The organism is Chryseobacterium metallicongregator (genome assembly GCF_031324065.1).
In the GTDB taxonomy this organism is placed as follows: Bacteria; Bacteroidota; Bacteroidia; order Flavobacteriales; family Weeksellaceae; genus Chryseobacterium; species Chryseobacterium metallicongregator.
In genome coordinates, this window is sequence record NZ_JAVIXS010000020.1 from 729,233 (window position 1) to 743,690 (window position 14,458).

General features: G+C 37.2%; 11 protein-coding genes. 10 read left to right on the top strand and 1 reads right to left on the bottom strand.

All coding sequences use genetic code 11. From position 1 onward, the window contains the following. Positions 1-144: 144 nt before the first annotated feature. The 10 genes from REB14_RS21230 to nhaA all read left to right on the top strand — a co-directional run bounded on the left by REB14_RS21230 (position 145) and on the right by nhaA (position 13,443). Complete coding sequence (locus REB14_RS21230) at positions 145-1,725, top strand: MFS transporter (protein ID WP_309523232.1); 1,581 nt, start codon at positions 145-147, stop codon at positions 1,723-1,725. Positions 1,726-1,768: 43 nt separating this feature from the next. Further along, entirely contained in the window at positions 1,769-1,996 is a 228-nt protein-coding gene (locus REB14_RS21235; RefSeq protein WP_034696261.1) for a DUF6814 family protein, read from the top strand. 62 nt (positions 1,997-2,058) lie between these two features. Continuing rightward, a complete protein-coding gene (locus tag REB14_RS21240) occupies positions 2,059-2,253 on the top strand; it encodes a hypothetical protein (RefSeq protein ID WP_079241214.1) in 195 nt (64 codons plus the stop codon). Beyond that, on the top strand, positions 2,246-4,948 hold the full coding sequence (locus REB14_RS21245; protein WP_309523335.1) for an ATP-binding protein: 2,703 nt from the start codon (positions 2,246-2,248) through the stop codon (positions 4,946-4,948). Before REB14_RS21240 ends, REB14_RS21245 begins: the two co-directional genes overlap by 8 nt. Before the next feature lie 9 nt (positions 4,949-4,957). Beyond that, positions 4,958-5,317 carry a response regulator transcription factor gene (locus REB14_RS21250; RefSeq protein WP_079241212.1) on the top strand — a complete coding sequence of 120 codons (360 nt, stop codon included), beginning with the start codon at positions 4,958-4,960 and terminating at the stop codon, positions 5,315-5,317. A 144-nt stretch (positions 5,318-5,461) separates the two neighbouring features. Next, the gene (locus REB14_RS21255; RefSeq protein ID WP_079241211.1) at positions 5,462-7,360 is read left to right on the top strand and encodes an AMP-binding protein; all 1,899 of its coding nucleotides are present in this window, start codon (positions 5,462-5,464) and stop codon (positions 7,358-7,360) included. A gap of 52 nt (positions 7,361-7,412) precedes the next feature. Next, positions 7,413-9,320: an acetate--CoA ligase gene (acs, locus tag REB14_RS21260; RefSeq protein WP_079241210.1), complete on the top strand. Its 1,908-nt coding sequence runs from the start codon at positions 7,413-7,415 to the stop codon at positions 9,318-9,320. A 256-nt stretch (positions 9,321-9,576) separates the two neighbouring features. Beyond that, positions 9,577-9,942, top strand: coding sequence for a hypothetical protein (locus REB14_RS21265; protein WP_079241209.1), 366 nt, complete (start codon positions 9,577-9,579; stop codon positions 9,940-9,942). Between the two features lie 109 nt (positions 9,943-10,051). Beyond that, entirely contained in the window at positions 10,052-12,262 is a 2,211-nt protein-coding gene (locus REB14_RS21270) for a RelA/SpoT family protein (protein WP_034696272.1), read from the top strand. A 2-nt stretch (positions 12,263-12,264) separates the two neighbouring features. Next, complete coding sequence (gene nhaA / locus REB14_RS21275; RefSeq protein ID WP_034696273.1) at positions 12,265-13,443, top strand: Na+/H+ antiporter NhaA; 1,179 nt, start codon at positions 12,265-12,267, stop codon at positions 13,441-13,443. Here nhaA and REB14_RS21280 read toward each other — a convergent pair. Next, positions 13,440-14,453 carry a YihY/virulence factor BrkB family protein gene (locus REB14_RS21280; RefSeq protein ID WP_309523233.1) on the bottom strand — a complete coding sequence of 338 codons (1,014 nt, stop codon included), beginning with the start codon at positions 14,451-14,453 and terminating at the stop codon, positions 13,440-13,442. The genes nhaA and REB14_RS21280 overlap by 4 nt on opposite strands. Positions 14,454-14,458 lie beyond the last annotated feature (5 nt).

Genomic DNA, 14,458 nt, shown 5'->3' on the forward strand with positions numbered 1-14,458 from the left:
TAAGCTCCATCAAAGATGGATAAAGCATTCACCTTAATAATAACTTCAGTTATGCCTTAATTATTCTTAACCCCTTAAAAGCCCTTAATGGTTTAAAAAAATCAATTTAAAATCCTATTCCCATAACATCAAAAACTAATCGATATGAGCGAAAATCATCACGAAAGCTACGAAAATATGACCGACAGGCAGAAAAACCGCACCATCTGGAGCGTAATCACTGCCTCATCCCTCGGAACATTAATAGAATGGTACGACTTCTACATTTTTGGAAGCTTGGCCGTTGTTTTAGCTACCAAATTTTTCCCTGCCGATAATCCTACTGCCGCATTTTTATCTACCCTGGCTACTTTTGCTGCCGGATTTGTGGTAAGACCTTTTGGGGCGTTATTTTTCGGAAGACTGGGAGATATTATCGGGAGAAAATATACTTTCCTTGTTACTTTACTGATCATGGGATTTTCCACTTTCCTGATCGGATGTATTCCAAGTTATGAAACCATTGGCTTTATGGCTCCGGTTTTGGTTTTAATTTTAAGATTACTGCAGGGACTTGCTCTGGGAGGAGAATATGGAGGGGCCGCCACCTACGTTGCAGAATACGCCCAACCTCATCGAAGAGGTTACTGGACATCATGGATCCAAACTACTGCAACAGCCGGACTTTTCATTTCATTAATTGTCATTCTCATTACTAAGACAACGTTGTCTGCAGAAGAATTCGATACCTGGGGATGGAGAGTTCCATTCTGGATCTCGATTTTAATGGTTGCCGTTTCTTATGTCATCAGAAAAAACATGAAGGAATCTCCTCTTTTTGCCAAAGCTAAAAGTGAAGGTAAAACATCTAAAAATCCGTTAAAAGAAAGTTTTGGAAATAAATATAACTTCAAGTTTGTCTTATTGGCTTTATTTGGAGCTGCGATGGGACAAGGGGTAATTTGGTATACAGGTCAGTTCTACGCAATGAGCTTCCTTCAAAAGGTAATGAATGTAGAATCTGCACAGGTAGACTCACTAATGGCAACAGCCTTATTTTTAGGAACTCCTTTCTTTGTATTTTTCGGATGGCTGTCTGATAAAATTGGGCGAAAAGCAGTGATGATGACCGGAATGCTGGTTGCTATTTTAGCCTACAGACCTATTTACGACAGCATGTTCAAGAGTGTAAACCTTGAAAGTAAAACAGTTGCAGCTAATGGAATTACAGAAAAAAGAACGGCAAAAATTCATAATGACATCGCAACAGACAGTTTAGTTACTTTTCACAAGGAAACTCTTTATACCGATGGAACCTTAATCAAAAAAGACAGTATTGTTCACTGGTCGCCTGCAGGAGTTGTCATGAAAGACGGAAAAGCTGAGGAAGCCAAAGTCTCTCAAAGTTTAAAATTGAGTGATAATACTAAATGGTATTTGATTTTCCTCGTATTCATCCAGGTGATCTTTGTAACAATGGTATATGGCCCTATTGCAGCTTTCCTTGTTGAAATGTTCCCTGTAAGAATCCGATACACTTCAATGTCATTGCCTTATCACATTGGAAACGGAGTATTCGGTGGACTTCTTCCGGCAGTGGCAACTTATCTGGTCACTACAGGAAAAGAAGCAGGACATGCAACATGGTACTTAGAAGGGCTTTGGTACCCGATTGGGGTTGCAACAGTATGTTTGGCTATCGGATTGTTTTATCTTAAAAATAAGAACAATAATCTTCACGATTAGGTACTGAATCACTCAAATTTTTATTAATTTTAAAACTACTAAAATGAACGGACTAAAAAAAATATTAGGCATTCTCTGGATCGCTATTGCGGTGATTGTAGGATATTTCGGAATTACAGTATTGGGAATCCCAAAAATTGCTTCCGGAAAACAGGAAGATCTGGTTTTTGGCATTATCATCCTTTTTGTACTGATGCCGATTATCTCAGGTGGAATGGCCATTTTCGGGTATTATGCCTTAAAAGGAGAATATTCTGACGATAAAATTTAAAAGTAATAGAGATAATTGATGAATACAGTCATTCATCAATTATCTTTTATCAAAAATCATTTATGAAAAAAAGACACGAACAAAAACTTATCATACTGAGCGCAGGGCTTATGATTGCTTTCAGTATTCCTATTTCATTGCTTTTCAACAGTGACAGGGAAGTTTTGGGCTATCCAATGATCCTGATCTATCTGTTCGTGATCTGGATGATCTCCATTGTGATTTCTTTTGTAATTGTAAAAAGACATGATGAGTAGTTTCGCATTATTTTTTGTAGTTCTGTTTTACCTGGCTCTTCTTTTCTTAGTTGCTTATCTGGCAGAGAAGAAAAGAAGTAAGCGATGGATCAACAACCCATACATTTACGCCCTTTCTCTTGCAGTTTATTGTACTGCATGGACCTATTATGGAAGCATTGGTGTGGCAGCTACAAGCGGATTAAATTATCTTCCGATTTACATTGGTCCTATTATGATTATTCCGGCATGGATCTACATCAATACCCGGATTGTAAGAATTTCAAGAGTCAACAAAATAAGCAGCCTAGCCGATTTTATTTCATTGAGATATGGAAACAGCAGAAGCCTGAGTGCCATTATTACCGTGGTTTGCCTTCTGGCAATTGTTCCTTATATCGGACTACAGATCAAAGCCATTTCGGAAACATTTCATCTGGTAACGGAAACTCCGATGTCTAAAGATATTCTAACAGACAACGCCACTTTTGTAGTGGTTTTAATTGCCTTGTTTTCCTCTTATTATGGAACACGATATGTAGATGCTTCAGAAAAACGTCTGGGAATCATCTCAGCTATTGCACTGGAGAGCTTTTTAAAACTGTTTTTTATTATTATTCTTGGACTTTTCGTGATTTATTATGCTTTTGACGGATTCTCCGATATTTATGAGAAAGCCAGCAAATTTGAAGATTTTAAGGAAAAAAATACCTTCAACGGAATTGAAGGAGCAATGAACTGGATGGTTCTGTGTATGATTTCAGCAACAGCCATCTGTATTCTTCCCAGACAGTTTCACACAGCCATTGTTGAAAACAGACAGGAAAAACACATCAGAACAGCCATTTGGTTTTTCCCACTTTATCTTTTAATCTTTACTATATTTATTTTCCCGATTGCCTGGGGAGGAAGGCTGATTTTTGACGGACAAAAAGTAAATCCTGAGTTCTACTCTATTCTCATTCCACAGCATTTTGATAATACTTTGATCACGGTACTTGTATTTCTTGGTGGACTAAGCTCTTGTATTTCCATGATTATTATTTCTGCCATCACTTTATCCATTATGCTTTCTAACAACCTCATTATTCCCTACGGATTGCTGGGAAAATTAAAATCTGAAAATGAAGAAAAAAATACAAGAAGCATTACTAATATCAGAAAATTCAGCATTTTCGCACTGATTATTATGGCTTTTGCCTTCTACAAATATTTCATTCTGAAAACCTCGCTGGATTCTGTAGGGTTAATTTCATTTGTTGTAATTGCACAATTGGCTCCTGCATTTTTCGGTGCTTTATTCTGGAGAAGAGGAAGTTATAAAGGAGCTGTTACAGGGCTTATAGCCGGATTAGTGATTTGTTATTTCGGATTGATTATTCCACAGTATTATTTCTCTTATAATCAGGAATTCAAGGGTGTAATCAGAGAAATGTATAATGCTTTCGGCTTTTTCACCATCCCTTATTTGGGAAGAATTCCGCAGATATTTTTTTGGTCAATGCTGGTCAATACAAGCCTGTTTACTATCGTTTCAGTAAGTTCTAAAGGAAATTACCGCGAAAGAAACTTTGCTGAGCTGTACGTAGATATAGACAAGTATATTCAGAACCATGAAAATGCTTTCATCTGGCGGGGAACGGCTTATATTTCAGATATTCAGAATATCCTGGAGCGTTTTTTAGGCAAAAATAAAACAGAACAGGCCTTAAGAATTTTTAATTTAAAATATAATATTGATTCAAAAACGGAAACTGCTGACTCAAGATTTATCAAATTCTCAGAAAACCTTTTAGCCGGAAGAATTGGTACCGCTTCAGCCAAAATATTGATTGAAGGCGTTACCAAAGAAGATAAAATATCTTTAAAAGAGGTTTTAAATATCCTCGAAGAATCTCAGGAAAACATCAGCTTAAATAAAAAACTTACCGAACAGTCTGAAGAATTACAAAAACTCTCTGATGATCTAAGAAATGCTAACGAAAGTCTGATCATTAAAGACCGTCAAAAAGACGACTTTCTGGACTCTGTTGCCCATGAATTAAGAACTCCGATTACTGCAATCCGTTCTGCAGGAGAAATCCTGGCTGATGATGACGATATTCCCTTTGACATTAAGCAGGAATTTTTGAACAATATCATCACAGAATCCGACAGATTAAGTGAAATCATCAATGATATTTTGTATCTGGACAAATTACAGCATGGCGAAATCTCTTTACACATTCAGGAAAATAATATTATTGAAACGTATAAAAAAGCCTTAAACCCTCTCCTTCATCTGATACAACAGAAAAATATTCATTTGAGTGAAGTTAATCTTCTGAATCAGTTTATATTTGAATATGATGAAGCGAGAATGATTCAGCTATTTCAGAATATCTGGGGAAATGCCTTAAAATTCACAGAAGAACAAGGAACCATTCAGACTAAAATATTTGAGAAAGAAGGTCAGCTGATCATCACCATTTTCAATACCGGAAAACATATTCCGGAAGAGGATCTGGAAATGATTTTTGACAAGTTTTATCAGTCGAAAAACCAGAATATTTTAAAACCTACAGGAAGCGGACTGGGACTGGCCATTTCAAAGAAAATTGTACAGGCACACAGAGGAAGTATAAAAGCAGAAAACAGTGGGCTTGGGGTCACTTTCACCATCAGCATTCCTGAAAAAACCAAAAAAGAGATTATAAATGAAGTTGAACACCATTAAAACCTTATTATGAGAAAGATAATTATTGCGGATGACGAACACAAAATATTAATGTCGTTAGAATACAGCTTTAAGAAAAACGGCTATGACGTTTATATTGCCCGTGACGGAACGGAAGTCCTTGAATTCCTGAAAACGATGGTTCCTGACGTGATTCTTCTCGATATTATGATGCCGAATCTTGATGGTTACAGTACGCTCGATCTCATTAAGCAGAACGAAAAACTAAAGGATACCAAAGTCATCTTTCTGAGTGCCAAAAACAATCCCAGAGATATTGAAAAAGGATTGGAAATGGGAGCAGATGCCTATGTCACAAAGCCCTACTCGATTAAGAAACTGATGCAGCAGATTGAGGAAATGTTTTAAAAAAGAATCTAGAATCAAGGTATAAGACTTCAGACAACGACTTAATAAAAAACCTTATGGCTTCGCCTGCGGACCGCAATTATCCTTGTCAAGGTTTAAAACCTTGACAAGGATAAGCAAAAAATCAAACACACAACTATTGACATGGAAACAGATACATTATTTAAACAAAGCATAGAAAACAAAGAAGACTTCTGGAAAAAACAAGCAGAAGAAATCAAATGGTTTGAATTTCCACAACAGATTCTTTCAAATGGAGAAAACGATTACCCACAATGGTTTTCGGACGGAAAGCTCAATATGTGCTATTTGTGTATTGACAAACACATTGAAGACGGTTTCGGAGATCAGGTAGCAATTGTTTACGATTCCCCTGTAACCAACCAGAAAAAAACCTACACATTCCATCAGGCGAAAGAGGAAATTGCAAAGCTGGCAGGAGGATTGATTTCTCTGGGATTAAAAAAGGAAGATACGGCCGTCATTTATATGCCGATGATTCCGCAAACACTTTTTGCCATGCTTGCTTGTGCGAGAATCGGGGTTATTCATAATGTGGTTTTTGGAGGCTTTGCTCCACATGAGCTTGTAGTGAGAATTGATGACTGCAAACCTAAAGTTTTAATTACCGCTACAGCCGGTGTGGAAATTGCCAAAAGAATTCCTTATCTGCCATTAGTAGAAAAAGCAATTGAACTGGCACAGGATAAAGTAGACAATATCATTGTATATAACAGAAAATTAGTAGATAATCAGGATGAAATGTTCGAGGGACTGATTGATTATGAAGAACTGGTAGAAAAATCTACTCCAGCAGACTGTATTTCTGTAGAATCTACTCATCCGCTTTATTTGCTTTACACCTCTGGAACTACCGGAAAACCTAAAGGCATCGTTCGCGACACCGGAGGTTATGCCACAGCATTACAGTTCTCAATGAAGTATGTTTATGGTGTAAAACCCGGTGAAACATATTGGGCAGCTTCAGACTTCGGATGGGCTGTAGGACATAGTTTTTCAGTATACGGGCCATTAATCAACAGAAACACAACGATAATTTTTGAAGGAAAACCCATCATGACTCCTGATGCAGGAACTTTCTGGAGAATTATTTCAGAATATAAAGTTTCGGTGATGTTTACAGCTCCTACTGCCATCAGAGCGATTAAAAAAGAAGATCCTAATGGAGAACTGGTAAAAATATACGATTTGTCACATTTCAAAAAACAGTTTCTGGCTGGTGAAAGATGTGATGTAGCCACTCTGGACTGGTTTGCAGAACATATTGGCGTTCCTGCAATAGATCACTGGTGGCAGACAGAATCCGGCTGGCCTATGCTTGGATTGCTGACTCACGATGAAAGTTATCAGATCAAAAGAGCATCAGCCGGGAAGCCTGTTCCTGGATATGACATTAAAATCTTTGATGAAAACGGATTGGAACTAGATCCTCATCATGAAGGCTATCTGGTGATCAAACTTCCTCTTCCACCTGGCACCATGCTTGGAATATGGAAAGACTACACCCGTTTTGAAAGCAGCTATTTGTCTCAGTATAAAGGGTATTATTTTTCAGGAGACGGTGCAATTCAGGATGAGGATGGTTATATTTTTATTACAGGAAGAGTGGATGATGTGATCAACGTAGCTGGACACAGACTCTCCACTTCTGAAATGGAAGAAATTGTCTCATCCCACCCCGATGTTGCAGAATGTGCGGTAGTAGGTATTGATGATGATTTAAAAGGACAGGTTCCTTTTGCCACAGTTGTTGTAAAGAATGGTTCAATTATTTCTGAAGAAGAGATTGAAAAGGACATCATTCAGATGGTCCGCAACAAAATTGGAGCTGTAGCTTTTTTAAAAAATGTAATGGTTGTCAAACGCTTACCTAAGACAAGATCAGGAAAAATTTTAAGAAAACTGATCAGAACGATGCTTGACGGAAAAGATTTTCAGATTCCATCCACCATTGATGATGAAAAAATCATTGATGAAATTCAGGAAAAAATCCAGGTTTATAGAGCTAAAGCCAGAAATTAAACATAAATTTAAAATACAATAAATTCAAATTTCAAAAAAAAACGAAAGGGATATGAGAAATTACTTAATAGAAGATTTACCACAATATTTTGAAGACTATAAAAAGTCTATCAAAAATCCTAAAAAATTCTGGGATAAAGTAGCGGATCAAAACTTCGTGTGGTATCAACGATGGAGCAAGGTTGTTAAGTACGACATGAATGAAGCTAAGATTACCTGGTTCAAAAATGCGAAACTCAATATTACCAAAAACTGTATCGACAGACATCTTACCATAAGAGGAGAAAAAACAGCAATCATCTGGGAACCTAACGATCCTAAGGAAGAAGCACAGCATATTTCTTACAATGAATTATATACGCGCGTTAATAAAACAGCCAATATTTTACGTGATATGGGAATTGAAAAGGGAGACAGAGTCTGTATTTATCTTCCCATGATTCCTGAGCTGGCCGTTACGATGCTTGCCTGTGCAAAACTGGGAGCTGTACATTCCGTGATCTTTGCCGGATTTTCAGCTTCTGCAGTGGCTTCAAGAGTCAATGACTGTGAAGCAAAAATGGTCATCACATCAGATGGCAGCTATAGGGGAAATAAAGTTCTGGATCTGAAAACTATTGTGGACGATGCCCTGGAAAAAACGCCGACTGTTGAGAAAGTTCTTGTTGTAAAAAGAACCCACAACGAAATTAAAATGAAAGAAGGGAGAGATCACTGGATGGCTGATTTATATGAAAAAGCTTCTGCTGATTTCGTTACCGTAATTATGGATTCTGAAGATCCGCTTTTCATTTTATATACTTCCGGATCTACAGGAAAACCAAAAGGAATGCTGCATACCTGTGCAGGCTATATGGTATACACCGCTTATACCTTCAAAAACGTATTCAATTATAAAGAAAATGATATTTATTGGTGTACAGCAGATATCGGATGGATTACAGGACACTCTTATATCCTTTATGGACCATTATTAAATGGAGCGACTACCGTAATCTTTGAAGGCGTACCTACTTACCCTGAACCGGATCGTTTCTGGGAAGTGATTGAAAAACATAAAATCACTCAGTTTTACACCGCTCCTACCGCCATTCGTTCTTTAGCAAAAGAAAGTACAGAATGGGTGGATAAACATGATTTGAGCTCTCTGAAAGTAATCGGATCTGTAGGAGAACCTATTAATGATGAAGCATGGCACTGGTTCAATGATCATGTTGGAAAGAAAAAATGTCCGATTGTGGACACATGGTGGCAAACGGAAACAGGAGGAATTATGATTTCACCATTACCTTTTGTAACACCTACCAAACCTACTTACGCCACGCTCCCATTGCCTGGTGTACAACCTGTATTAATGGATGATAAACGAAACGAAATTACAGGAAACCAGGTGACCGGAAATCTTTGTATCCGTTTTCCATGGCCGGGAATTGCCAGAACCATCTGGGGTGACCACCAAAGATATAAAGAGACTTATTTTACAGCATTCCCTGGAAAATATTTTACAGGTGATGGAGCTTTAAGAGATGAAGTTGGATACTACAGAATTACGGGACGTGTAGATGATGTGATCATTGTTTCAGGACATAATCTTGGAACCGCACCTATTGAAGACAGCATCAACCAGCATCCTGCCGTTGCTGAATCTGCTATTGTAGGTTATCCACATGACATCAAAGGGAATGCACTGTACGGTTATGTGACACTTAAAGAAACCGGAGAAGGACGTGATAAGGAAAATCTGAAAAAAGAGATTAACCAACTGATTTCAGATCAGATCGGACCGATTGCCAAGCTGGATAAAATTCAGTTTGTCTCAGGTCTTCCAAAAACACGTTCCGGAAAAATTATGCGTAGAATCCTGAGAAAAATTGCAGAAGGAGACTTCAGTAATTTCGGAGATATCAGTACGCTTTTAAATCCTGAAATTGTAGAGGAAATCAAAAACGAAAGAATATAAATTTCATCATTTTTTTAACCAATAGAAGCCCTGGAAGTCATTTTCAGGGCTTTTATTATAGAACAAGAAAATTATCCTGAGATGAAGACGAATATTATCCAATTGTTAAAATTAAACACCTGTTCAACAACTATTCTTAAACATTATCATTATCTATTGAAAACTGAATGTTAATTAACAAATTATATTGACTCAAATGCAATGATAATCAGAAAATTATTACTAACTTTAATGAGAACTTTAAAACCAATTAACTATGTCACATATATTAGCTGGAGTATTTGGTCATCACAGCGACTACAAAAAACTGGAAAGTGATCTGGAAAATTCAGGATTCGGAACTTCAGATTACATTGTATACCTTAATGATGGTTCCGGTAATTCCCAATATTTGGCAAGTGTTACCGTTAATGATCTTAATCAGATTGACCTTGCACGAAATGCATTTGTTCAGAATGCAGCATTGAAATCCTATCTATTTGAAAACATGAAGATCAATGAAACCAATTACGATACCATCAAAAAGTATATTGATGCAAGAAACAGAGCAGAAATCCACAGCAGCCCTGATATTAAAATCAAAACATCAAGTGACGGTATGAATTCTGAAGTGAAATTCTAATCGATATAAAATCTAATAGCCGAAGATCCGTAGTGTATACTGCGGATCTTTTATGTTTGAAAAAACTAAAAAATTTCGTATTTTCGTCTAATTATAGGCATGTGCACAAATGAGCTACGATTTAGAACAAGAGAATAAAGAGATCCTTGCCAGATATAAGGATCTGATTTCTAACACATACAGAACATTGGATGAGGAAAACAATAAGCTCATCCGAAAGGCATTCGATATTGCGCTGGATGCCCACAAGGATCAAAGGAGAAAATCCGGAGAACCTTACATCTACCACCCTATTGCTGTTGCTAAGATTGTAGCAACAGAGATTGGTCTGGGTGCTACTTCTATTGCCTGTGCGCTTTTGCATGATGTGATTGAAGATTCTGATTATACCTACGAAGATCTGAAGAAAATCTTTGGTGAGAAGATTGCCAATATCGTGAATGGACTGACCAAAATTTCCATCATGAACCATCAGAATATCTCTGTGCAGTCTGAAAACTACAGAAAACTGTTATTGACATTATCTGAGGATTTCAGGGTTATTCTGATTAAAATTGCTGACCGTCTCCATAATATGAGGACTCTGGAAAGCATGGCTCCGGACAAGCAGAAAAAAATTGCTTCCGAAACGGTTTATATCTACGCCCCAATGGCTCACCGTCTTGGATTGTACAATATTAAATCTGAATTGGAGGATCTTTCCTTAAAATATAATAGTCCCGAAGTATATAACGAGATCACGGAGAAATTGGAACTGGCCAAAGAAAGCCGTGAAAGATATATCGAAGAATTTAAGAAAGAAGTATCTGAAAGACTTCATGAAGAAGGCTTAAACTTTAAAATCAAAGGCCGTGCAAAAGCGATCTCTTCCATTTACAGAAAGATGCTGAAACAGGGAGTTTCCTTTGAAGAAGTTTTTGACAATTACGCCATCAGGATTATTTATAAATCAGATGCAAAAAATGAAAAATTCCTGGCGTGGAAGATCTACTCTATCGTTACGGATGTATACCACAGTAACCCTTCAAGAATGCGTGACTGGATTACGCAGCCCCGTTCTACAGGATATGAAAGTTTGCATTTAACCGTTTTAGGGCCGGACAGAAAGTGGATTGAAGTACAGATCCGTTCGGAAAGAATGGATGAAATTGCTGAAAAAGGAGTTGCCGCTCACTATAAATACAAAGAAGGTTACAAACAGAGTTCTGATGACAGAAACTTTGAAAAATGGGTGACCGAGATCCGCGAGGTATTGGAACAACAGCAGAACCTTTCCACTTCGGAACTTTTGGATAATATTAAACTTAATTTATATTCAAAAGAGGTTTTTGTCTTTACTCCAAAAGGAGAAATTAAAATCCTTCCGACAAATGCTACCGCTCTGGATTTTGCCTTCTCTGTTCACTCCGATTTGGGAATGAAGTGTCTGGGAGCTAAAATTAATGGAAAACTGGTTCCTATTTCTTATATCCTTCAAAACGGAGATCAGGTAGATATTCTTTCTTCACAGAATCAGAAGCCAAAATCTGACTGGCTGGAATTTGTAGTAACTTCGAAAGCCAAATCCAAGATTAAAAGTTATCTGAACTCTCAGAAAAACCAATTGGTAGAAGAAGGAAAAGAAATTTTGCAGAGAAAACTTCGTCATGCGAAAATCAATTTTAATGATGAAGAAATTAATAAACTTCAGAAGTTCTTTAATTTAAAATCATCTCAGGAGCTCTTCCTTAAATTCCAAAGTAATGAACTGGATGTAAGCAGCCTGAGAAAATATATAGAAAGTAAAAACGTATTCAATAACTTACTTTCAAGATTCAGAAAATCACCTAATAAAAGCCAGCATTTTGAGGATCCGAAAGAGGAAAACCTTGACATGATTGTCTTTGGAAAGGACGAAGAGAAGCTTAACTACACGTATGCAAAATGCTGTACCGTGATTCCGGGGGACAAAATTTTCGGATTCATCACGATTTCAGATGGAATCAAGGTTCATAGTGACAACTGCCCGAATGCCATCAATCTGAGAGCTCAGTATGATTACCGTGTTATTCCGGCCAAGTGGGTGAATGCAGAAAGCTTCAAAAACAGAGTAAAAATTGAAATTGAAGGACTTGACAGAATGGGTATGATTAATGATATCACCACTGTCATCAGTGGAAGTATGGGAATGGATATGAAAAGTATGTCTATTGAATCCAACAATGGTGTTTTCACAGGAAATATCAACCTCGAAGTCAAAAATAAAGGTCAGTTAGAAGAGACCTTTAAAAAACTTAAAAATATTAATGGTGTTTCCAGAGTGAGACGAGTACAATCGTAAACATGAATTTATCTCTTTATTTTAAAAAATTTTTCAACAACAGTCAGTCCTCAGGAATTATTCTTATTTTCTGTGTGCTTATTTCATTGCTTATTGCCAATTCATCTGCTGCAGAGAACTTTCAGCATTTTTTAGACCAGGAAGTAGGAACTCATCTTTTTGGTTTGGAATATCCTGTCAGCATCTGGATCAATGACGGATTAATGGCAGTTTTCTTCCTGCTGGTAGGTCTTGAAATAAAACGTGAACTTGTAGAAGGTGAACTTTCATCCTTTAAAAATGCCTCCCTTCCTATTTTTGCAGCAGTAGGCGGAATGCTTGTTCCTGCTGTAATCTACAGCATTTTCAATACAGGAACGGAATACAGCAATGGTTGGGGAATTCCTATGGCAACCGATATTGCATTTTCTTTGGCTATTATTTCGATGTTGGGTAAAAAGATTCCTAATTCTATCAAGATATTTTTAGCAGCATTAGCCATTGTAGACGATCTGGGGGCTATCCTCGTGATTGCGATTTTCTATACAGAGCAAATCCACTGGAGCTATCTTCTCTTATCTTTTGGAGTGACTGCCCTACTTTTTATTTTAAATTTTTTAAAAGTAACCAAAACAATATTTTATATCATTCCGGGACTGTTTTTATGGTACTTCCTTCATCATTCCGGAATTCATGCGACGATAGCAGGTGTTTTGCTTGCATTTTCCATTCCTACCAATGCTTCGAATGTAGAAATTTCACCACTGGAAAAGCTGGAGCATCAGCTTCATATTCCGGTAAGTTTTCTGATTATGCCCATATTTGCTTTAACGAACACCAATATTACTTTTTCCAGTGAAATGGTGGCAGGAGTTACAAGTACATTAGGATTGGGAATTATCTGTGGATTGGTATTGGGTAAGCTGATCGGGATCAATTTATTTTCATTGATTGCCATCAAATTAAAACTCAGTTCCCTGCCCCAAAACAGCAACTGGCTGCAGATGATTGGTGTAGGATTGTTAGCCGGAATCGGGTTTACCATGTCCATTTTTATTGCATTGCTTTCTTTTAAAGGAGAAATTCCGATTCAGGATGAAGCTAAGTTTGCCATCCTGATTGCGTCCTTTATTGCTGCCATTGCCGGATTTACGATATTAAGCGTAAGCTCAAAAGAAAACCCTGAACTGGAAGAGAATTAATCTTTCTTCCGGTTTTCCAATTTTCTTTTATGTTCCTCATCACTATCAAAGTCAGGTTCAGTAATCTGGGCATGATATCCTGAGGCTTCTTTCTCAATCTCATCAGACAACAGCTTTTCTATTCTGAGTTTTCTGATCGCCATATTCAACTCATTTCCGAATAAAAGGAGATATACGTTGACATTCACCCAAACCATCAGTAGAATCATACTGCCGATGGATCCGTAAAGTACATTATATCGGGCTATATCTTTTACATAAATGGCAAAAATATACGTTGTAACCACAAACAATACAGTGGTAAGAATTGCTCCTGGAACCGCTTGTCGGAATCTTGTAATCTTCACAGTTCCCAACCAATAAAATAAAGTCAGAAGTATAAAATAAAAAAGCGGGAAAGAAACAAACCCGATAATTTTCGAAAGGTTATCTACGAGCCACGTTACATCATAAGCCGGAGTAAAAAGCTTCATTACAACCTCTGCATAATATACTCCGAACAGAGTTAGAAAAACAATGGTGATAAAGCCTATCGTAATAAAGAATGAAAGGATAAACTCTTTTACATCACTTAATTTTTCATCCGTATTTTCATTAAAACCGTTGATCAGGGAAAATGTACCATTGGTAGCAAAAATAAGAGCCAGAAGAATGGTCAGGTTACTGATTCCTTTCATGTTCGGAATGATATTGCTTACAATATATCCTTTCACATCTCCTTCCATGTTGGAAGGAAAAACATTATGCATCAGCACATCAAAAATATAAAACTGAAGCTCATCATATAGCGGCATATGAGGCAGCACAGAAAGCAGAAACAGAATAAACGGAAAGAGGCTTATGGTAAAGCTCCACGAAATAGCTGCTGCTTTTCTTCCTATTTTTCCCTTAAAAATCCCGGAGATATAAATCTGAAACATCTGCCAAAGTGATATTCCCAAAACAGGAATATGAATGCTGTCAAAAAACTCTTGAATCTTTAAAATAAATTTAGGAACCTTTACACTCATCGATC

What these genes read in the sequence shown, in the direction of transcription:
- REB14_RS21265 (WP_079241209.1), top strand. Translation starts at nt 9,577, where the DNA reads ATGTCACATATATTAGCTGGAGTATTTGGTCATCACAGCGACTACAAA.
- REB14_RS21250 (WP_079241212.1), top strand. Translation starts at nt 4,958, where the DNA reads ATGAGAAAGATAATTATTGCGGATGACGAACACAAAATATTAATGTCG.
- acs (WP_079241210.1), top strand. Translation starts at nt 7,413, where the DNA reads ATGAGAAATTACTTAATAGAAGATTTACCACAATATTTTGAAGACTAT.
- REB14_RS21270 (WP_034696272.1), top strand. Translation starts at nt 10,052, where the DNA reads ATGAGCTACGATTTAGAACAAGAGAATAAAGAGATCCTTGCCAGATAT.
- REB14_RS21230 (WP_309523232.1), top strand. Translation starts at nt 145, where the DNA reads ATGAGCGAAAATCATCACGAAAGCTACGAAAATATGACCGACAGGCAG.
- nhaA (WP_034696273.1), top strand. Translation starts at nt 12,265, where the DNA reads ATGAATTTATCTCTTTATTTTAAAAAATTTTTCAACAACAGTCAGTCC.
- REB14_RS21245 (WP_309523335.1), top strand. Translation starts at nt 2,246, where the DNA reads ATGAGTAGTTTCGCATTATTTTTTGTAGTTCTGTTTTACCTGGCTCTT.
- REB14_RS21255 (WP_079241211.1), top strand. Translation starts at nt 5,462, where the DNA reads ATGGAAACAGATACATTATTTAAACAAAGCATAGAAAACAAAGAAGAC.
- REB14_RS21240 (WP_079241214.1), top strand. Translation starts at nt 2,059, where the DNA reads ATGAAAAAAAGACACGAACAAAAACTTATCATACTGAGCGCAGGGCTT.
- REB14_RS21280 (WP_309523233.1), bottom strand. Translation starts at nt 14,453, where the DNA reads ATGAGTGTAAAGGTTCCTAAATTTATTTTAAAGATTCAAGAGTTTTTT.
- REB14_RS21235 (WP_034696261.1), top strand. Translation starts at nt 1,769, where the DNA reads ATGAACGGACTAAAAAAAATATTAGGCATTCTCTGGATCGCTATTGCG.